Below are 21,986 nucleotides of genomic sequence, written 5' to 3' on the forward strand. Positions count from 1 at the left end.
CGCTTTAGGTTCTGCCCATTAAAATAATATTTTTTTCGGCCTCCCTCCCTGAAGAGGCTCTGTGACCCTTTCCCTCCCCAAAGTGCCCTTTCCCGCTCCGCTTCTCGGAACAAGTTGTGCCACTTCTTTAAAACTTTGTGGCCAATTACTCCGCGAAGTGGCTTTTGTTATCATTTTAATATTTCGTCCTCACTCCCGGATGCTTGCCCGCAATATCCTTCAACCTTTGAATTTGGCCCTCCGTCACGTCTCTTTTTGGAATCAGCAGTGCCATTTGGGCATTTTGCCAAAGCAGCACCCAGTGGTCTGAAACTTCAAACTTATAAAGTTTCTTCCATGAGAAGGTTGTGTCAAACGATTCGCCCAGAACCTGTATCCTCTCCCTGTCAAGTTTGTAGGTAAACTTCTCCCTCAATCGAGCATCGCCAAAGTAGTTCTTCTTGGAGGACCTAAGCAAGGATAAGGGCGGTAACAATACCATCGCCGCACCCAAGGCAATTGGCAAAATGGGAAAACTGGAATAATATTCAGGCCGAACAAAGTACAAAACCACGGTTCCCAATATCAATAAAACCCCCAACACTAGCATTCCTCTGGTCATATTCCGCCTATACAGCAAAAAGAAATTAGCCCTCCTGTAATCTTTAAAACTCAATCCGGTATGTATAGTGACTTCTGACATAAAGGGAAGATAAGGTGTAGGGATTTATTTTGCAAGGGTAGGGGCGGGATATATGGGTGAAGTACCCTTCCAGCCATCACCCTAACCAACCACTAAACCCTTTCCCCCTGCATCATTCTCCAAAAACCCCTATTTTCAATCCAAACCTACCAACCTATGAAAACCTCCTCCCACAATATTTCCCTTTATTTCCTTTTATCCCTATTTCCTCTAATAGCTTGTTCTCCGCAAGAACCCATCACAACCGAACCCGCCTATTCCGGAAATCCGGTTATTGAGGGTTGGTACGCTGACCCGGAGGGAATTGTCTACGGCGACACCTATTGGATCTACCCCACCTATTCGGATGCCTATCACCGGCAGGTCCATATGGACGCATTCTCCTCTAAAGACCTGGTCAACTGGGAAAAACACGAGCGAATTATTGACACAGCCGTCATTACTTGGGCCGACAGTGCCATGTGGGCTCCCTCGGTAATTGAAAACAAGGGCAAATACTACCTTTTCTTCGGGGCAAACGATATACAAAAAGAGGAAGCTCTGGGAGGTATAGGCGTGGCTGTAGCGGATCAACCCGAGGGTCCATTTGAAGACCTCATCGGCAAGCCTCTAATCAACGAGATCGTCAACGGCGCCCAGCCCATTGACCAGTTTGTTTTCCGGGATGCAGACGGGACCCACTACATGTATTACGGTGGCTGGGGCCACTGCAATGTGGTCAAGCTCAATGAGGACTTCACCGGGCTGGAGCCATTTGAGGACGGGGAACTTTACCAGGAAGTAACTCCGAAAGATTATGTGGAAGGACCATTTATGTTTATCCGGGACGGAAAATATTACTTTATGTGGTCCGAGGGAGGCTGGGGAGGCCCTAATTATAGAGTGGCTTATGCAATTGCCGACAGTCCATTCGGCCCATTCGAGCGGGAAGCCACCGTCCTCCAGCAAGACCCCGAAGTGGCCACCGGTGCCGGCCATCATTCCGTCATCCAGATTCCCGATGAGGACGAATACTATATCGTATATCACCGCAGGCCCTTGGAGGAAACCCACCACAACCACCGCGTGGTCTGCATAGACAAGATGGAATTTGACGAAGAAGGAAAGATCAAGCCGGTAAGGATTACCTTTGAAGGGGTTCCGGAGAGAAAAATTGCCGGAAAATAGTTTAGAAGTTTATTTCCCGAACACCCCTTCGGGGATTGGGAGTTTAGGAGCCTGTCTGCACCAGGTAGGTTTAGCTGGAGGAGACCCTCTAAACCATCATATCTCCTGACATCTGCCATTACGTTTTTGATGCAACCAAAGGTGCTTTTTTCACCCACTTATCAGAGGAAACCTGATCGACTAAAAACATCCCCAAGTCATCCAATCTAATTGAGGTGCCCGGCATCCGTTTGTCATCGGCCAACACCTTACCCGTCCCCGCTTTTTTAGTGATCATGGCAGCTCTCACAAAAGTCCAGTATATCTGCCCATTTGATATAATTATGGGCATCAGTGCTTCTTGGGCCTGTTTCATCTCTTTAAAAAGTATACTTACAAAAACCTTCATAATTCTCCTTTGCAAATCCAATGACTCATTAGGAAGGGCACTGACGGCCCCGGAGATATTGACCAACCGCTTTATTCCTTGATCATTCATTTTACCTGTCAGCAACTGTCCGATACGTTGAAACTTTTCAAACTGATCAGGCTCTTTCACTCCCCCCGCGGCATTAATAACCGCAGCACTCCCTTGAAGTGCTTTTTCAACTGCATCCGCATCCAACAAGTTACCGGTGACTACCGTAACTTTATCTCTCAGGTCATTCAGCTTTTCCGGAGATCTCACTAAAACTTTCACTTGGTAGTTTTTCTTTAACGCCTCTCGAAGTACTGAGCCACCCACCTGACCAGTGGCTCCCAAAATAGTGATTTGCATAATGTTGGAATTTTATCAGAAGTGAAATTATACACTAAAACATACCCGATCGGCATTAAAAACCTCACACCGAACCAACTCGCAAAAACCTAAAAATTAACCACTTACAAATTTACCGATAAACTCATTCAGATCAAAAAGATTATCTCTAACTTCGTACTTAAAAATTCTTCGTGCTACTACTTTTGAACTTTGTCCACTTTGTGACCATAGTGCCCTTTTTGACCAATTCTTACTCCGCGAAGAGGCCATAGTGTACTTCTTTAAAATTTTGGGTCCTTTGCGGCCCATTTTCTTCCGCAAAGAAGTTAAACCTTAAAACCACACGCCCTCTCAATCTCCTCAGCCACCTTCATCACACATACGCCCAATTCATTCTTCACCTCAAAATCCCAAAACCTCAAAACCGTCCAGCCTTTGGACAGGTAGTAGGCATTTACTTCTTGGTCTCTTTGCATGTTTCGCTCGATTTTGGGCAGCCAAAAATCTCGGTTGCTCTTGATGGAAGATTTCCTGCGGTTCCAATCATGACCATGCCAGAAGCTGCCATCTACGAATACAACCAGCTTATACTTGATGAATGATATATCAGGTCTGCCTAGGAGTTTTTGGCTGTTGCTTCTGTATCGGACTCCCGCATGCCAGAGCGCCTTTTTCAGTATTTTCTCAGGCTTGGTATCCCAACCTTTGATGCGGGCCATGTTGTCAGACCGTTTTTTGGTGGTATAAAAGCCATTCTCCTCACTGAATCTAGGCACTTGTATTTTGGGCTGCTTATATAACTTACTCATTGGAAATTCACTCCACTACACTTTCTCTGGAGCTATAACATACCCAAGGACTCAATCGTGCAATTCAATGAAATAACTCCAAATCATGTAGAAACAATCCCCTTGCCCTAAAGGAAACTACGATTACTTTTCCCTGATGCGGGAAATAGAATTCTTGTTGATTTCCGACACCATGAGATGGAAGTGGGCAGGCGCCAATCATTTTTCACTCCCTTATACACCTCACCGATCGAAGAAATACATTATCGGGATTATCAAACCCTGATTCATGAAGTGTTTGACTTAACCATACGGAATGAACCACATCATAGGGAAACCAAGGGTCCTCCATTTCCTCCACCGTACTGGTCCACCAAGAAGTCATTTCATTGAACCTACTGAAATAACTCGGAAAATTATAGCCAAAAAGGTCAAGCCAGACCAACCCTGCCCCTACTGCATTGAAATCACTCTCATTGGTGGCTGTTCGGTGAAACTCTTCGATCCAATATCTAGGGTTGGTACTTCTCATTTTTTCTGGGGCTTCTTCACTGCCTCCTAAGTAATCGCGAAGTTCTCTCCAGTCATCTAGGCTTGGGACTTTATAACCACAGGGACAGATATTTCTATCATCGACTACAGCCCTATTGTTATAAAGCTTGCCATATGGAATATCATATTCCGGCTGATTGTCAAATGACCAGGCACCTGGGATGTCATTGCCATATTCCCAATCCCAATTGGGCTGGCCGGCATCCTCCAGCGGATCACCATTGCAGAAAGTAGAGCTACGCAGGTTTTCGGCCATCCAATATTGATTGCCGATTTTGACTACCTTATATACATTCCCCTCAGCATCCCTGACTACCCCCTCCACTGTAGGAGTCAGGTCCAGCCCCTCCTGAATCAGCGAAAATTCAGTAAGTACTAATTGAAAATATGCATTACCTTGCTCAGGAAGCTGCAAATAATAATGGTAATGGTTGGCAGCCTCCACGGCCACTTCCATTTCAAGAACTTCCCTATCAAAATGTTCTATTACCCTCAATGTGCCATTGGTACCACCCCGCACATATTGATAGTAAAAGTTGCGATCAGCCGATCTCCTCAGCTCCTTTTCATCTCCTCCGGAAACTATTTGGGATGCCTCCACATATTCATTCCTCAGTGAAACCAAACCATAATCACTGAAAGCTTCAATGGTGATCGAAACAGGAGTGCCATTAACGGCAAATGCACCGTGGGTTTCGAAAGGCAGGTAATCCTCAAAAACTCCAGCTGAAGGCTCATAGGAAAACACATAATCCCCAAAAGGCAAGTCCACACTGTAAGGAGTGCTGAAATCGTTGGGATCTATGGGCAAAAGTAATTCATCACCGGTCTGTTGGTTAACTATTGAAATCTCAATGTAATCGGGTAGCACATGTTGCCAATCAGATGCATCCGCTTGTCTAGCGTTTATGGAACTCTGTCCAAAATCGGCAATATTGATTCCCGTAAATTGCAGGGTGGAAGTAGGAATTATTTCCTCCTCTTGGGTACAACTGAGAAGCCCCAATAATAAAAATATATAAAGCAGTTTTTTCATGGCTTAGGGGTTTTCTTTAATGCATCTGATGGACATTCCTTCGGTTTTATACCCATCGTGAACTCCAGGATTTCCATACCCAACCCCGTTAAACCTAAGCTCCATAGCATAAAGGGTATTGAATCTATACCCCGGTGGCTCAGGTTCAGTTGCATGCCACCAAAACCTGAATTCTCCCTCGGTCTGAGTCCACCAACTCCCCACAAGATGCAACCAATTGTAGCCAACCCTTAAGGGGAAGGGATAATGCCATCTATTTTCCTCCCTGTCGCGCTGGGGAGTCTGCCTGATCAACATTCCGCCACCTCTCATGGTCATGCCCGTTTCATTGGTCGCCCCAGTGTTTGGCGATTTCCAATGTTCAAACCCGGTATCTTTCAACTTATCTGGCCCCGTATGATCTAGGTCCAAATATAGGCCAAGCTCTTCAAAATCCTCCTTAGTAGGCACCCGCCAGTCGCAAGGGCAAATGTTGCGCTCATCGGTTGCAGCATAGCCGTTGTAAAGTTTTCCGTAAATCGGCCCATAGGCCTCATTGTCATCATAGTAGGTCCATAGCCCTTCTTCTACATCATCCCAATTATCAGGATTGGCCTCTCTCCTAACAGGATCGCCATTGCAATAGGAGGAGGTCCTGAGATTTTCGGCCATCCAAACCTGGTTGCCCACCTGAACGGTGCGGTACCTGTTTCCATCCGCATCATACACCACATTGGCAAGGTTATCCAAAGCTATCTCTTCCTCGGTATAGGAAAACTCCCCCATCACCAAGTCGACCAAGCTCGAATTGGGCTCTCCGCTTGGATTGATGTAAAAATGGTAATGCTCAGAGGTCCCAACTGTCAATTCCCGATTGATAGGATCCTGTCCATCTGTGGGATCGACCGTGAGCGTGACAGCACTCCCCCCCGCCACGTATAAGTAATAGAACTCCTCATCATCAGTCAGGAAAAAATCCTGTCCATCAATGCTCACCTCATCCACCTGGTCATTGAGCACGCTGATGAGTCCATGGCTGCTTTCTGCCTGCATGCTGATTTGGGCCTGAGGGCCTTGGAGTTCAAAAGTACCTTCAGACCTGAAGGGCAGGTATCGCTCCATTTCCCCGCCCTCCAGATTGACCTCATAGGTATAGGTCCCATAGGGTAGTAGGATGGTTTGGGGCAAATTAGAATTGGAAAGGGTAAAATTCAGCACATGGCTGCTGCCATCGGCGGTGCTCTGGATATGAACCTCCATTGATGCGGCCATCTGGTGCTCCCAGGCTGAAATTCTAAGCTGGCGCGCATTGATTCCCACATTGCCAAATTGGGGCATATACCCTATTAGAAAGCTGGCTTGCCCATCTGCGGTCTGTTCCTCGTAGGATTGACAAGCTATTAGGCTAAAAAACGCTATAAAAGTTAAAAATCTCTTCATCTAAAATCCCTCTACTTCGCCAAAAAGCGATATTCTTAAAAACTGCTAATAGCATCAAACAATCTATATACCAAAAATATCTTGATTAAATTATATTAGCAAATTAAATCAGTGTTTTGTTTACTATTTTGAATCGAAAAAATTTAAAAACTAACTAGAAAGACCAAAGGGAATTGAAGGGAAATATAACAACAAAGGTAGCAGAGGGGATTTGGGGGAAGTCAAAGGTAAGAGGTAAGTAGTTAGGAGACTATGGTTTTACAGCGCGGGTCGGTTGATAGGTTGATGTCGGATGGCGCTTTGCGCATCCGAGGGATTAAGGGATTAACGTAAAGTGCTATTGTTCCTTAATCCTTTATTCAGGTCCGAATGGAATACAGCGAAGCTATTCCATTTCGGTATGCTCAACCATTCAACCAGCACTCTACAACACCTAAACCGAGGCCGAAGGCCGACTAAACTCCTAAACCAGAACGTCAAAAAATAAAAAAGGCTTCAAAGAAGCCCAGACTCTAAAGAATTGGCCGTCATTGACAACCAGTTCTTTCCATTATTAAACCTTACAGGGATAAATATAGGAGATTTTTCCTGCATGGTCAAATATTTCCCTACCAATTCTTATTGATCAATGAATGGTCCACCGACCAATAGCCTCCCCCTTTGATCAAAAGGAAAATGCTTCCCAGCAGCATGGACCAATCCGTACGGCTGCCGTGCATCATCTCCCAGAATCCGTCTTGAGCCAGCACCTCAGATTTGGTGGTGGCTATGGCTACCAGCATGATAACCATTAATGGAAGGCTGGCTACACGTGTAAACAGGCCCAACAGAACCAAAATCCCACAGAGGATTTCAAACGCACCAACAAAGCTCCCCAAGAATTCCGGGTTAGGCAGCCCGATCTTTTCAAAACGCCCAGCTCCCCTAATTGCCGGAAAAAGGAACTTTTGGATCCCTTCGGAAAGGAATACTGCGCCTACCATGAGGCGGATAAGGATGGTGGTTTTGGAGTGGTCTGTCTGTAAAAGTGATTTAAACATTGTTGTTTTGATTTTGCCGGATTTAGGTATCCGTGGATGGTAGAAATGTTAAAGGCTATGTTGCCAAGCATACTGAGACAAATGCGGATATAGATTGTTTTCTACAGAAAACAAAAACTACAATTGTTTTTTACAAAAAACAATTACGATCAATTAATATTGATAAATGAAGCCACCCCTATCCTTACCCCTGAGGTACTATACCGCCCGTTTTCAAAACCTGCACCGACTTCGAGCCTGAAAATTCGGAATAATTGATCTAGGGAATAGCCGATTTCAACATAATGTGGAGAATTGGCTGTTTTTAAATAATTAAGAAAAATATTTTCCCTCAGCCCCGTGTATCTCAGCATGGGCAGTTGTGTAAACAGGAATTTTCTAAATTGATAATGGACAATGGAGCTGATAAAATCCGTCTGTGTACTGAAACGATAATAGTCCAAGAATCTATAATTTGAGGCCACACCCATGTTGCTGAAAATTGTCCTATTCCCGCCAAAATGTTTGTAATCCATAAAATACATACGGTCATTATTCAGAAATGTCCCAGCGTTGACATTGAAATCAAGACGCCCACTCACCCCAAACAGGAAGCTGTGGGACACACCGGCCTCTAGCAGGTCAAAGTCAGTGGTAGTTTGACCACGGAAGTTGGGAATCCCCTTGGTGTAGCCAAAATTGAACTCCGGAGCCCGGTCATAAATAGCATACCTTCGCCCGTTCCTTATTCCATATTTCACCCCTGGCCTCCATCTGAAGGCCGCATTAAGGATCAAAGCCTGGTGGTTTTGAAAATTGGTGGGGCTAGATTCCAAGTTGTCAGGGCGGTTTGGCGTAAACTCCCGAGTCTCCTCATAAAAGAAGCTATTGTCCGACTGGTTAAACAGCTCTCTCCTATCTGCCCATTTCAAGCTACCTTCATAACTGAACTTGTCACTCAGACGACTGGAATGATAAACTTGAACAAAATCCTGCTCATACAGCTTCATGAAATTCTGCCTCATTACGAGGGTATACAGCATATTTACAAATTCGGTGATAGGTTCATCACTGTTAAACTGTTCAATATACCTGCCTCCTGTTATCCCGAGTCTGGAATTTATAGAGCCCGCTCTTACATTCCTGTAAATATCCGTTTTGAGATAAGGCCTCTTGCTGGCAAACCCATAGCGGAAAGCTGGCCGCACTTGGTATTCCACTGTCCTCCGGGTGACCGAGTCAGCAAGCGTATCCACTTTGGCATATCTCAAGTAGCCCGATACACCAAACTTCCACCCCTCCACGGTATTGAACCCGGTTTTGAAAAGGTTTTCATCAAAGCCGGCAGATTTCCCTCCACCAAAACTGTAGCTACCCCCAGTAATGACAGATAAAGGGTCAAATTTCTTTTTGACTTTCTTCCTTGCAGTGGTGTCGCTTTTATCAACTTTTGCTTTCTCAACTACAGCAAGGCTGTCATCCCGCTTGTATCCCCTGATTTCGTCAGCGGTTAACTTTACCGGCCTTATGCTGTCCCAATAATTTTCATTTCTCTTAGAAGCCAGGCTGTCCACTTTGTAATTTCGCTCCCTTACTACCTCCACATCTTCCCGCTGCTTCAAGGCCTCTTTTTCATATTGATTGACCATTTTCCGAAATTCCTTTCGGGTCAGCTTATCCCCTTCTTCAAGCTTTTCCAAGGAAGAACTTTTCTTGTCGAACCTGACAATGTCCTCTGGCACTTCCTGCACCTTTTCATCGATTATTTCTGGCTCCACCTCCAGATCCGGGTTCAGCTTAATGTCATAATCTCGGATCGAAGCTAGGTATTTGTACTCCCCAGCAAAACCAAAGATTTTTCCCCCAAAGAGATATGTATGACTGATAGGCATCCAAACCTGATCCTTCACCGGGGCGTAGATTTGATTCACATTGACCTGGAATCCCATGATGGATGTTTTGAGATCCAAGCTGTGGATGGCCCACAGGTCTTCAATGATATAAATGAACCCCTCGAAAACATTTTCACCCCTTGAGCGTGGCGTCACCTTAACCTTATTGATTAGGATGCCATCCTCCATAAAGGAACCCATTAAGGTAAATTTATAATAGGCAAAAGCGCTTCTTGAAAGAGGGGAAATGGCTCCATTGATTTTCTCATTATAAAAGCTGGTGCCGATATAGGGTGCCGGTGAAGTGGCGTTGTCGTCACCGCTTGAGCGGATACTGATCACTCTTTCCTCGATTTTATCAGGCTGGGAAAATTTAACCTCAGAAACCGACTCTGATGTATAGGCCTCATTCAGGTTTAGCCCCTCTTCCTTAAGTTTTTTCTTCAGAAAAAAAGGCGCGTTAGTCAATTTACCAGTGCCTTTTAGGTAAACCTGCATGGAATATTCCTGCACTTGTAGGCGGTGAAATTTGGCTTTTGAAATAGCTTTTCTCATCACAGTGAGGGCTGGGTCCTCTTGCCCGCTTCTTACCACCACCTCTTGCAGTCCAAAAACCTGCTCTTTGAGTTCCACATTCAGCTCTACCCATCGGTCTTGGACCTCTACGGTTTTGAGCACAGAAGTGTATCCAATATATTGAACCAATATATCATACATGCCGGGTTTTAGGGCATACTCAAATTCCCCATTTTGATTTGTAGGCACTCCGTCACCCAGATTCCGGATATATACCGAGGCATAAGCCAGGGGGTCACCAGATTCGGATACCACTTTGCCTCTCACCCCTTGGGCGTAAAGGCCTTCACCGAAAAATGAAATGGCCAAAATCATCAATATTGTTATTCTCATAATAAAATGATTGCGCTGAAAAGCCGAACTTATTCAATCCTTATAATCGGTGTAAATTAGATAAATCGCAGGACATAAGGAATACTTAAAAACTTACCCAAATAATACAATAAGGCCAAAAAACAAAATAAACGTAATATTTACCAAATCAATCCGAAACCAAATCATAGCATAAAATAGAAAATTGGCCATTACGACATCTTTACCAATGTTAGTATCTTACAACATTTTTAATAAAACAGTAAAATTTTAAGTATTAATAAAATTCAATCGTTTTCGATTAACATTTTTGCAAATAATACAACATAATACTATCAATTTTACAAAATAGACTACTAATATTTAACAAACCATCTCAATAACAGGTAATTTTGAAAATGTTAAATTTTGCAAAAATGAATTAATTATTCGATTTTACATTAGAATTAGCATGTTCTACCAATTTTTGAAGTTTAACAGAATAAACCTATGAAAAACTATTTACTCAGCATGAAAGTCATGCTGCTGTTTTTGGCCTTGTTTATTACGGCTGAGACAGTGTATGCACAGGGCAGGCAGATTACCGGTACGGTGATCTCCGGCGAGGATATGCAGCCGCTTCCCGGCGTTGCAATCCAGGTAAAAGGGACTTCCAGGGGAACCGTCACCGACATGGATGGCAAGTTCAGTCTGGATTTACAAGGTGGTGAAACGACCTTAGTTGTATCTTTTATTGGGTTTACTACCCAAGAGGTTTCAATTGGAAATCTTTCACTTTTCACAATTACACTTGAAGAAAACATCCAAAGCTTAAGCGAGACGGTAGTCATCGGTTACGGGCAGCAAAGGGCCCAAGACGCTACCGGTGCGGTGATTGCACTTGGTGAGGAAAAATTCAACAAAGGTATCATCAACTCTCCTGAGCAGTTGCTACAAGGTAGAGCTGCTGGTGTGCAGGTGACCCCGAGTAGTGGTGAGCCAGGTGCGGCGGTCAACATTCGTATCCGGGGTACTTCTTCAGTAAGATCTGACAACAACCCGCTTTTCGTAATTGACGGCGTTCCCTTGGACGGTGCAGCCACACAAGCTGGTGGCGCTGACTATGGAGCCGGTGGTTCACAGCCAAGAAACCCGCTTAACTTCCTAAACCCAGACGATATCGAAAGTATCTCTGTTCTTAAGGATGCATCTGCTGCCGCGATTTACGGTTCAAGGGGTTCCAATGGTGTGGTTTTGATTACTACTAAGAAAGGAAAAGCTGGACAGGAAAGCCTTACTTTCTCTACCAGCGCGAGTGTAAGTACCAGAGCCAGAAAAATTGACCTTTTGGATGCAAACGATTACATTCCTCAGGCAGTAGCCGCTGGTGCTGATGAAAACGTCATCAACTTTGGAGGAGCCACCGACTGGCAGGATGAAATATTCAGGACTGCTATCACCCAAAATTACAATGTTGGTTATGGTGGGGGCACCGAAAACACCCAATATAGGGTATCCCTCAGCTACATGAACCAAGATGGTATTATCAGAAACACTGGACTTGAAAGAATCACCGGACGTATCAATGCTTCTCACAAAGTTTTTGACGACAGACTGAGATTTGACTTACAATTAACCGCCTCAGACATCAAGGACACATATGCTCCTCTTGGTGAAGATGTGGGCTTTGAAGGTAACCTTATCGGTGCGGCCCTTCAGGCTAACCCTACCCGCCCTATTAGAAATGCAGATGGCACTTTCCAGCAATCTCAGGATTTTAGAAACCCAGTAGCCATGCTGGCTTATATCGATGATCGCGGTGAGACGACCAGGGTATTGGGTAACATCGGTGTTACATTTAATTTCACAGACAACTTCTTCTACAAAATGAATTTCGGTATGGATAATTCATCCGGGGTTAGAAGAACAAGTTTGGACCAAAGATTAGTGTTCCCCGGAATCGAAAATATCGGTAGAGGTGTGATCAACAATACCTACCAGCGTAACCAGTTGATCGAGCACACCCTGAATTACAACGGTACTTTGGGAGAAAACAGACTAGAAGCCCTATTGGGTTTCTCTTATCAGAAATTCGAAAGCCGCGGTCACTTCTTGCAATCGCAATTTTTCACCTTACCTAATGTGCCTCCAGTGGATAACATGGGTGGTGTGGACAACGTAACCGCTAGGGCATTCCTAGGAAATTCATTTAGAGGCCAAGATGAACTGCAATCCTTCTTCGGTAGGGTAAATTACAACATCCGGGACAAATATTTGATCACTGCCACATTGAGAGCTGACGGCTCTTCAAAGTTTGGTGAGGACAATAAATACGGTGTATTCCCATCCCTTGCTGCAGCTTGGAGGATCAACGAAGAGGACTTCATGAGTGGAAGTACTTTTAACGACTTGAAATTGAGAGCAGGTTGGGGTGTCACTGGTAACCAAGAATTCCCTAGAAACGCGGCAGTAACAGTACTTAGAGCGGATAACCAAGGCGGTACTTTTATCTCGAACCAATTCAACCCTAACTTGAGATGGGAAGAAACGGTTCAGTACAACGTAGGTTTTGATTTTGCCATCATGCAATCCAAGCTTACCGGTGCTATTGACTATTTCAACAAGCAAACGGAAAACCTGCTGATCCTTGTGGATTTCCCGGCTCCGGCAAATGCCATCACCAGATGGGAAAACCTTCCGGGCCGCGTAATTAACGAAGGGGTTGAATTTACTTTGGATTATTTGGCCATAGACAGAGAAAACTTCTCTTGGAACATACTAGGAAATGCTACTTTCCTGAGAAATGACGTTCAGGGCATAGGTACTACCCTGAATACCGGTAACATTGACGGACAAGGTTTGACGGGAGCTTTTGCCCAGAGAATCACCGATGGACAGCCGCTATACTCGTTCTACATGAGGGATTTTGAAGGTTTCACTGAAGACGGCTTGGGTATTTACAGAAACAATGAAGAATTGTTCTACTTGGGTTCTCCATTCCCAACATTCACGTGGGGGCTTACCAACAACTTCGCCATCGGCAGATTTGACGCCAGCGTCTTCTTCAACGGACAGAATGGCGGTTTGATTTACAACAACACCGCTAACGCCATCTTCTTGAGAGGTAACTTGGCCAACGGTAGAAACGTAACCCGTGAGATCGCCAATTCCGGTGAAAACCCCGCAAACTTTGGTGAAGTTTCTTCCAGATTCTTGGAGTCAAGTGACTTTGTAAGGTTAGCCAACCTAAACCTGGGTTACACCTTCAATATGGCTGACAGCCGTTATATCAGATCGATGAGAGTTGGCTTTACTGGCCAAAACCTGCTGTTGTTTACAGGATATAGCGGTTTTGACCCAGAGGTGAACACCAATAAAGCCAGGGACGGGGTTCCTTCCTTGGGTATAGATTATACAGCTTTCCCTTTACCAAGAATCTATACGCTTAACTTGAACTTTGGATTTTAATTGACATGGACATGAAAATATTGAATAAATATTATCTACCTGCACTTGCCCTTACCTTGGGAATGGCTTGTACAGAATTAGATGATGCGGCCTTGGATGCGGAGTCGTTCAATAGGCCATCGGAAGCAGGCGAGGGAGCTGAGGCGGCGGCTGCCCTTCAAGGTACTTACAACCAGCTGAATGCTTTTTCGGATCAGGCGGGAATTTATGCCCTTCAGGAGCATCCCTCGGATGAGATGATGGGACCCACCAGAGGTACTGACTGGAGTGATTTTGGGGTTTGGAGACAGTTACACCTGCATTCTTGGGATGCCAGCCACGAATTTGTATTCAACGCCTGGAACATTCTTAATACCGGACAGCTAAGAGCCACACAAGTAATCGATGCGCCTAACGCCAGTGCCCAGCAAATTGCGGAAGCAAGGTTTTTGAGATCGTATTATATCTATAATATCGTGGATCTATACGGCCAAGTACCGATAAGACTTGACTTGGATGATCCAAATGAGATCCCAACCGTACTTAGCAGAGCTGAGGCTACCCAGTTGATCATTGATGATTTGGATGCAGCGATTCCAAACCTGCCGTCCTTGAATGGCGCCAACACCGGTCAGGCGACAGTAGAGGCTGCACATTTTCTTAGAGCAAAAGTTTATCTAAACAGGGCTGTATTTACTGCAGCTGAACCTGCTGGTCCATATAACTTTACGAATGAAGATATGCAGGCAGTGATTGAAAGTACTGATGTGGTGCTCAATAGTTCTGTAAGTTTGACTCCTTTCTATTGGGATAACTTTGTGCCGGACAATAGAACCACTTCTAGGGAAATCATTTTTGCCAGAAGAAACGAAACTGGCAATGCCGTGGCAAGTGTTCAGAACCGTTATAAAATGACAATCCACTACAACCAGGTACCTGGATCAGGAGGCGGTTGGAACGGTTTCACCACAGTGGCAGACTTTTATAACAAGTGGGGAGAGACTGACGATGTAAGGAAAGGGCAGGCATTGCCTGGCTTTACAGATAGACACGGTTTGAGGGTTGGATTTTTAGAGGGCCAGCAGTTTGACGGGGCCGGCAATCCGCTTACTGACAGAGGTGGTAACCCGTTGGTATTCACTCCAGAGGTTAGCTTGCTTTACTCTAATGAGAGACAAGGGGTCAGGGTAATCAAATACCCTCCGGATCCCAATAACCTTGCGGACAACTTAATCGGCACTGACTACATCTTCTTCAGGTATGCTGATGCTTGGTTGATGCGTGCAGAAGCTTTATTTAGAACTGGCAATACCGGTGAGGCATTGGCAATGGTTAATGGATTGAGAGAGGCAAGAGGTGCAGAACCTTTAGCCAGCTTGACCGAAATGGGTCTGCTTGATGAGAGAGGCTTTGAACTATACTGGGAAGGCTGGAGAAGAAATGACCAAATCCGATTTGGCATGTTTCTCCAAGAGTGGCAAAACAAGCCGGTGACCCCTCCCCACGTGGTATTGTTCCCCATCCCACAAAGGGCCATGGACACCAATCCAAACTTCACCCAGAACCCAGGCTATTAACTCTTTATTTAAATTCATATTTTTTGACATAAAAGCAGGTAGCGATATCTGCTTTTTTCTATACTTACTAATCACAAAAACCTCATTTCTTGCCCTCTCCAATTACTAAATTAATTATCTTTAGTACATGAAGTACCCCAATTATCTTTTTGCGATTATCCTTTTGACGATAGGTTGTCAAAGCCAGCCTGAAACCGATATTCCCCAAGGCAAACTATTCACGAGGCTTACTCCCCAGCAGACAGGCATTCACTTCACTAACGAATTGGAAGACAGTGAGGATTTTGACGTATTCCGATATAGAAATTATTACAACGGTGGCGGGGTGGCCATAGGGGACATCAACAATGACGGCCTGCCAGACATTTTCCTGACGGCCAACCGTGGTCAAAATAAACTCTACCTCAACCAAGGCGATATGCGGTTTGAAGATATAACCGACAAGGCAGGGGTGGCCGGCACTAAGCCTTGGTCCACCGGCGTGACGATGGTGGACATCAATGGGGATGGCCTGCTCGATATTTATGTGTGCAATTCCGGAGACCTTGAAGGCAACAACATGGAAAATGAGCTGTTCGTCAACAACGGAGATGGAACCTTCACGGAAAAAGCTGCCGAATACGGCTTGGCTGACCCAGGTTTTTCTACACATGCGGTGTTTTTTGATTATGATGGGGATGGAGACCTTGATTGTTATTTACTCAATAACTCGTTTCGCCCAATTTCAACTTTGGGATTCCGAAATCTAAGAACCCAACGGGATGCAAAAGGCGGGGATAAACTCTATAAAAACGAAAACGGGAAATTTATAGATGTCAGCGAAGAGGCCGGTATCCATGGAAGTGTTATCGGTTTCGGACTTGGGGTAAGCGTGGGGGATGTAACCGGAAACGGGCATCCTGATATTTTCATTTCCAATGACTTTTACGAAAGAGATTATCTCTACATTAATCAAGGCGATGGTACTTTCCAAGAGGCCCTACCCGACTACATGCAGCATATCAGCATGTTTAGCATGGGCGCCGATATCGCCGACATCAACAACGATGGTTATCCGGAAATCTTCACTACCGACATGATGCCGGAATCGGACCGGAGGCTGAAGACAATGGCGCAGTTCGAGACCTACGATGTGCTCCAACTCAGGCTTCAACAGGACTATTTTTACCAATATATGCGCAATACCCTACAGCTCAACAATGCAGGGCAGAATTTCAGCGAGATCGGATACTTAGCCAACGTGGCTGCGACCGACTGGAGCTGGGGGGCGCTGATTGCAGATTTCAACAATAATGGCAACAAGGAGATTTTCGTCAGCAATGGGGTGTATAAAGATGTGACAAACCAGGATTTTGTGGAATACTTGGCCTCCAATGAAAATATGAAAGCAGCTGTAGAAGGTAAAAAGGTCAATTTCCAAGACTTCGTCAACCGAATGCCCTCCGAAAAACTGACTAATTACATGTTTACCCAAAAGGCCAAGCTACAATTTGAAAATGTGGCCGATGATTGGGGATTTGGCGAGCCCACTTTTAGCAACGGGGCGGCTTATGGAGACCTGGATGGCGATGGCGACCTCGACCTGGTGATCAACAACCTGAATCAAGAGCTTTACATTTATAAAAACAACACCGTAGAAACTCAACCTAACAACAAATTTCTGACTTTCACTTTTGAGGGAGAAGGCCAAAACAGTTTCGGTCTAGGCGCCAAGGTGCAGGCTTATGCAGGAAATGAGGTCATCAGCTTTGAAAACATGCCGATAAGAGGGTTTCAGTCATCCATGGATTACAAGATGGTAATGGGACTTGGAGACTTTATTCCTGATAGCGTCCTTGTGCATTGGAGAAACGGCAAGGTGCAAAAACTGACCGACCTTGAGCTAAACTCCCATTATCATTTGAAGCAGGCAGATGCGGATGATAGAGAATGGAATAGCAGGGAAGCTGAGCCGCTATTTCTAGAAGGACCAAGAGTGGATTTTCAACATGTGGAAAACCCTTTTAATGATTTTGACAGAGAAAGGCTTACCTTCAAAATGCTTTCTACAGAGGGGCCAGCATTTGCGGTAGCAGACCTCAATGGTGACGGGCTGGAAGATTTCTTTGTCGGAGGGGCCAAGGATCAGGAAGGAGCTGTCTTTCTTCAGACTTCTGAAGGCGAATTCCTCCAGACAGGGCAAAAGTTCGCTAGTCATTCCGGGTCTGAAGATGTCTCTGCCCTGTTTTTTGATGCCGACAATGATGGAAAATTAGACCTTTTGGTAGTGAGCGGGGGGAGTGAATTCAGCTCCAATTCTCCACAGCTAAGAGATCGCCTTTACCTCAACAAAGGCCTAGATAGCAGTGGCCAACCAATCTTTGAACATGCCGAAGACGCTCTACCTAATACTTTCCAAATCGGCAGCAAGGCCGTCGCATTTGATTTTAATGGAAATGGACATCAGGACCTCTTAATCGCCAGCCGAAAAAGCAACCAATACTATGGGCTCAACCCCACCCACCAATTGCTCATCAATGACGGCAATGGCAACTTTCAGGACAAAACGAGAGAAAATGGTCAGGTCCTAAGAGATATAGGAATGTTGACAGACCTGGCTTTATTTGAACACGATGGAAAAACAAAAATCCTGGCCGTAGGCGACTGGAACTCTATCAAACTGCTTTCAGTGGAAGACCAAACTTTGGTTAGTGAAGAATTAAAAATAGAGGGGATTGACAATACCGATGGCTGGTGGAATAGCATCACCCTTGCTGACCTAAATAAGGATGGCAAAATGGATATCATTTTAACCAATTCAGGCCTTAACACCCGTTTGAAAACTTCCCCTGAAAACCCTATTAGCCTGTATGTGAATGATTTTGACAACAATGGATCGTATGAACAAATTACCACGTATCACCAAAATGGAAGGGACCTCCCGATTCATACCCGACACGATGTGGTAAAGCAAATGAGCTCCTTGAAAAAGAAGTTTCAAACTTATGACTCCTACGCTGAAAAAAGCATGGAGGAGATATTTGATGACAAGCAGCTTTCAAGAGCAAAGGTTTTGAGAAGTTTTATTAGCGAAAGTGTCGTTCTGATGAGCCGAGGCAACGATAGCTATTCCATGGAAATCCTCCCACTAGCGGCACAGTTTACCACCATGCGGAGTGCAGAGGTGATGGATGTAAACCATGACGGACATTTGGACATCATCATGGCTGGAAATCTATATGGAGTAAAGCCAGAGTTGGGCAGATATGATGCATCCGACGGCGTGGTCCTGCTTGGCGACGGCAAAGGCAATTTTGTACCCCAGAACTTCACCGGTTTTAAAGTCCCAGGCGAAACCAGGCACTTGCGCAAGCTGCAATCCACGTCTCCCAAACTGATTGCAGTTCGCAATAACAATACACCCCTAGTTTTTAAATTGAATTAAGATGAAGTACCAAGTACCCGCTTTTATATGCCTATCCTTATTTGCATCCTGTAGCTCCAGCAAAGAGGAGGATAAGGACACCCTCTTCAGATCAGTTAGCGCAGAGGAATCCGGCATTCATTTCAGCAATGAACTGGAGGAAACCGTAGACATGAACATATTCACCTACATGTATTTTTACAATGGCGGCGGTGTGGCTGTGGGGGATGTAAATGGTGACGGCTTGCTCGATGTATATTTCACCTCCAACCAAAACGAGAATAAACTTTACCTGAATGAAGGAAACCTGAAGTTTAGGGACATCACGGAGGAATCTGGCGTGGCGGGCTTTAACAGTTGGACTACAGGTGTGAGCATGGCGGATGTCAATGGTGATGGATTGATGGATATTTATGTCAGTTACTTAGGAGATCATTTGGAGTTTAAAAGCCAAAATCAACTATTCATAAACCAAGGCAATGATGCAGACGGCATTCCAAGCTTCCGGGACGAGGCTGCCGATTATGGACTCAACCTAATCGGGTTTTCTACCCAAGCGGTCTTTTTCGATTACGACCTAGATGGGGACTTGGACATGTTTATGCTCAACCATTCGGTGCACAACAACGGAACCTTTGGTCCCAGCACCCTCAGGGATAAAACCCATCCTTTGGCTGGTGACAAATTATTGAGAAATGATAACGGCCGGTTTGTGGATGTGACCGAGGAGGCCGGCATATTTAGCAGTGCAATCGGCTATGGCTTGGGCGTGGTAATCAGTGACGTGAACCTCAATGGGTACCCGGATATCTTTGTTGGCAATGACTTCCATGAAAACGACTACCTCTATATCAATAATGGCGATGGGACATTTACCAATAAGCTGAATGAATCCATGATGCATACCAGCCATTTTTCCATGGGAGTGGATTTTGCGGATCTGAATAATGATGGATTTCCGGAGCTTTTCACGTTAGACATGCTACCTGAAGATCCCAAAATCTTAAAAGCCTCAGCTGCGGAAGACCCTTATGATGTATATAACTTCAAGCTAAATTACGGTTTCACCCACCAGTTTGCCCGCAACACCCTCCAGCTCAACAATGGTAACGGCACTTTCAGCGAGGTGGGCATGATGGCCGGTGTACATGCCACGGATTGGAGCTGGTCGACATTTTTGGCTGACCTTGATCTGGATGGGTACAAAGACATTTTTGTTGCCAACGGAATCCTGCGAAGAAGCAATGACCTCGATTACATTAACTTTATAACGGATGAGGACATACAGTACCAGTTGCAATATGACCTCACTGAAAAAGAGCTTGCCTTGATTGAGAAAATGCCCACGATCAAACTACCCAATTATGTCTACCGCAACAATGGCAACATGACTTTCACAAACATGTCGAAAGACTGGGGATTGAACCTGGATTCCTACTCAAACGGGGCTGTATTTGTGGACCTTGACAATGACGGGGATCTGGACATTGTGGTCAACAATATCAATGACCAGGCATTTGTACTGGAAAACAGAAGCATTCAAAAGGATTCAGAATCGGATAAAAACTATGTTAAAATCCTTTTAGAAGGGAAGCCTGGGAATAATTTCGGTGTAGGCAGCAAAGTATTGGTATATCAGGGAAATGATTTTCAGATCCAGGAAGTCAGTCCAGTAAAAGGCTTCATGAGCTCATCTGATTATCGGGTGAATTTTGGGTTCAGCAAAGAACAGCCAATTGATTCCCTAATTGTAATTTGGCCGGACTTCAGCTATCAGATTATCTCCGATGTTTCTCTCAACCAAACCTTGGAGGTACAACAGACAAATGCTTCAGGAAAGTTTGATTACAGCAGGTTTCACCAAGAAAAGCCTTTCACCGTCCAGGTTGAGGATGATTTGGGAATAGATTTCAAGCATAAGGAAAACACATTCAATGAATTTACCCGAGAGCCCCTCCTCCCCCACATGCTTTCGGCAGAAGGTCCAGCGGCTGCGGTGGCTGATGTGAATGGGGATGGATTGGAGGATTTGTATATCGGCGGAGCCAAACATCAAGCAGGCAAGCTGTATTTCCAAACCTCAGGTGGCAGATTCCGCCCCAGCACTCAGCCGGTATTTCAATTGGACAGCCTGAATGAGGATGTGTCGGCTATCTTCGGAGATTTTGCCGGCAATGGTTTCCAAGACTTATTGGTTGTGAGCGGTGGAAATGAATTTTATGGAAAGAATGCTGCCAATCAACCTAGACTTTATATTAATGACGGAAAGGGCAACTTCAGTAAATCGGAAAACTTCCCTACTCTCTTCCTCACAGGCAGTGTGGTAGCTGCCGGAGATTTTGATGGAGATGGTGACCTGGATCTGTTTATAGGTGCCCGTACTGAACCTTGGAAATACGGAAGCAAACCCCAGTCCTATCTCTTGGAAAACAAAGGCAACGGGAAATTTGAAGTTGTTACCGCCGAGAAAGCCCCTTTCCTAGAGCAAATCGGAAAGGTGAAGGATGCCAAATGGTTGCCTCTCGAAGACAAGACCTACCCTGCCTTGGTAATCGCCGCCGAATGGGAGCCTATTACCATTATCAAAAACGAGCAAGGCAAACTCACCCAGCTGGATGTGGCTGACAGCCCGCTTGCCTATACAAACGGTTGGTGGAACACCATCGTGGAAGGAGACTTCGATGGAGACGGAAGAATGGATTTTATCATGGGCAACCTGGGCACCAATTCGAAACTGAAAGCGAGTAAGGAGCAGCCACTGCGGCTGTATGTGAATGATTTTGATGAAAATGGGACAAGGGAGCAGGTTCTTTCCCACTTTATGGCTGGAAGGGAGTACCCTTTCCATACTAAAGATGAATTGTCAAAGCAGGTACCTTCGCTGAAAAAGCAGTTTCTTTCTTATAGCGTTTTTGCTGAAGCTACCTTGGAGCAGGTCTTTGGCAAAAAACAACTTGAGGAATCGGCCAGAATGGAAGCCTATCAGCTTAATTCCCTACGGGTAAGAAATTTGGGCAATTATAAATTCGAGGTTGACACCTTGCCGTTTGAAGCTCAAATCTCCCCCATTCAAGCGGGTTATTACGATGCGGAGCAAAAAATGGCCCTCTTAGGTGGTAACTTCTACCCCGTAAATGTGCAAAGAGGACGCTATGACGCCTCCTATGGCCTGGCTTTGAAAGGCTCTTCCAATCCTGGCAAATTAACAGCATTATCCGGAAAAGAATCCGGTTTGAAAGTCACCGGTGAAACCAGGCGCATACTTCCTATTATTATTGAAGGGGAAATGCATTATCTATTTATTAGGAATAATGATACGCCGGTATTGGTGAAGAGGACGGAAAACGGGGGACAGAAGAAGGAAAGCTAATGAAGTAGTGACTTTGAAAAAATACAAT

General features: G+C 45.0%; 12 protein-coding genes. 5 read left to right on the forward strand and 7 right to left on the reverse strand.

Features of this window, described 5'->3' with window-relative positions; genetic code table 11:
• Window positions 1-175 precede the first annotated feature (175 nt).
• Entirely contained in the window at window positions 176-682 is a 507-nt protein-coding gene (locus KIH41_RS08990) for a YcxB family protein (protein WP_214162172.1), read from the reverse strand.
• 156 nt (window positions 683-838) lie between these two features.
• Between KIH41_RS08990 and KIH41_RS08995 the strand changes: the two genes are divergently transcribed.
• On the forward strand, window positions 839-1,849 hold the full coding sequence (locus tag KIH41_RS08995) for a glycoside hydrolase family 43 protein (RefSeq protein ID WP_214162173.1): 1,011 nt from the start codon (window positions 839-841) through the stop codon (window positions 1,847-1,849).
• A 118-nt stretch (window positions 1,850-1,967) separates the two neighbouring features.
• Here the strand turns inward: KIH41_RS08995 and KIH41_RS09000 are convergent, their stop codons facing one another.
• The 6 genes from KIH41_RS09000 to KIH41_RS09025 form a co-directional block, all read right to left on the reverse strand.
• Window positions 1,968-2,606: an NAD(P)-dependent oxidoreductase gene (locus tag KIH41_RS09000; protein ID WP_213944868.1), complete on the reverse strand. Its 639-nt coding sequence runs from the start codon at window positions 2,604-2,606 to the stop codon at window positions 1,968-1,970.
• A 308-nt stretch (window positions 2,607-2,914) separates the two neighbouring features.
• Window positions 2,915-3,397, reverse strand: coding sequence for a very short patch repair endonuclease (locus tag KIH41_RS09005; protein ID WP_213944867.1), 483 nt, complete (start codon window positions 3,395-3,397; stop codon window positions 2,915-2,917).
• Between the two features lie 205 nt (window positions 3,398-3,602).
• Window positions 3,603-4,964: a fibrobacter succinogenes major paralogous domain-containing protein gene (locus KIH41_RS09010; protein ID WP_214162174.1), complete on the reverse strand. Its 1,362-nt coding sequence runs from the start codon at window positions 4,962-4,964 to the stop codon at window positions 3,603-3,605.
• A 3-nt stretch (window positions 4,965-4,967) separates the two neighbouring features.
• Window positions 4,968-6,383 carry a fibrobacter succinogenes major paralogous domain-containing protein gene (locus KIH41_RS09015; RefSeq protein WP_214162175.1) on the reverse strand — a complete coding sequence of 472 codons (1,416 nt, stop codon included), beginning with the start codon at window positions 6,381-6,383 and terminating at the stop codon, window positions 4,968-4,970.
• Between the two features lie 608 nt (window positions 6,384-6,991).
• The gene (locus KIH41_RS09020; protein ID WP_214162176.1) at window positions 6,992-7,423 is read right to left on the reverse strand and encodes a DoxX family protein; all 432 of its coding nucleotides are present in this window, start codon (window positions 7,421-7,423) and stop codon (window positions 6,992-6,994) included.
• Between the two features lie 149 nt (window positions 7,424-7,572).
• Entirely contained in the window at window positions 7,573-10,203 is a 2,631-nt protein-coding gene (locus KIH41_RS09025; RefSeq protein WP_214162177.1) for a DUF5686 and carboxypeptidase regulatory-like domain-containing protein, read from the reverse strand.
• A gap of 468 nt (window positions 10,204-10,671) precedes the next feature.
• On the opposite strand from KIH41_RS09025, the gene KIH41_RS09030 reads away from it, so the two are divergent.
• The 4 genes from KIH41_RS09030 to KIH41_RS09045 all read left to right on the forward strand — a co-directional run bounded on the left by KIH41_RS09030 (window position 10,672) and on the right by KIH41_RS09045 (window position 21,958).
• The gene (locus KIH41_RS09030) at window positions 10,672-13,629 is read left to right on the forward strand and encodes a SusC/RagA family TonB-linked outer membrane protein (RefSeq protein WP_214162178.1); all 2,958 of its coding nucleotides are present in this window, start codon (window positions 10,672-10,674) and stop codon (window positions 13,627-13,629) included.
• Between the two features lie 11 nt (window positions 13,630-13,640).
• Complete coding sequence (locus KIH41_RS09035; RefSeq protein ID WP_213944857.1) at window positions 13,641-15,185, forward strand: RagB/SusD family nutrient uptake outer membrane protein; 1,545 nt, start codon at window positions 13,641-13,643, stop codon at window positions 15,183-15,185.
• Between the two features lie 127 nt (window positions 15,186-15,312).
• Window positions 15,313-18,609: a VCBS repeat-containing protein gene (locus KIH41_RS09040; RefSeq protein WP_214162179.1), complete on the forward strand. Its 3,297-nt coding sequence runs from the start codon at window positions 15,313-15,315 to the stop codon at window positions 18,607-18,609.
• A gap of 1 nt (window position 18,610) precedes the next feature.
• Window positions 18,611-21,958, forward strand: coding sequence for a VCBS repeat-containing protein (locus KIH41_RS09045; protein ID WP_214162180.1), 3,348 nt, complete (start codon window positions 18,611-18,613; stop codon window positions 21,956-21,958).
• Window positions 21,959-21,986 lie beyond the last annotated feature (28 nt).

Source organism: Litoribacter ruber (assembly GCF_018500185.1).
GTDB classification, from domain to species: domain Bacteria; phylum Bacteroidota; class Bacteroidia; order Cytophagales; family Cyclobacteriaceae; genus Litoribacter; species Litoribacter ruber.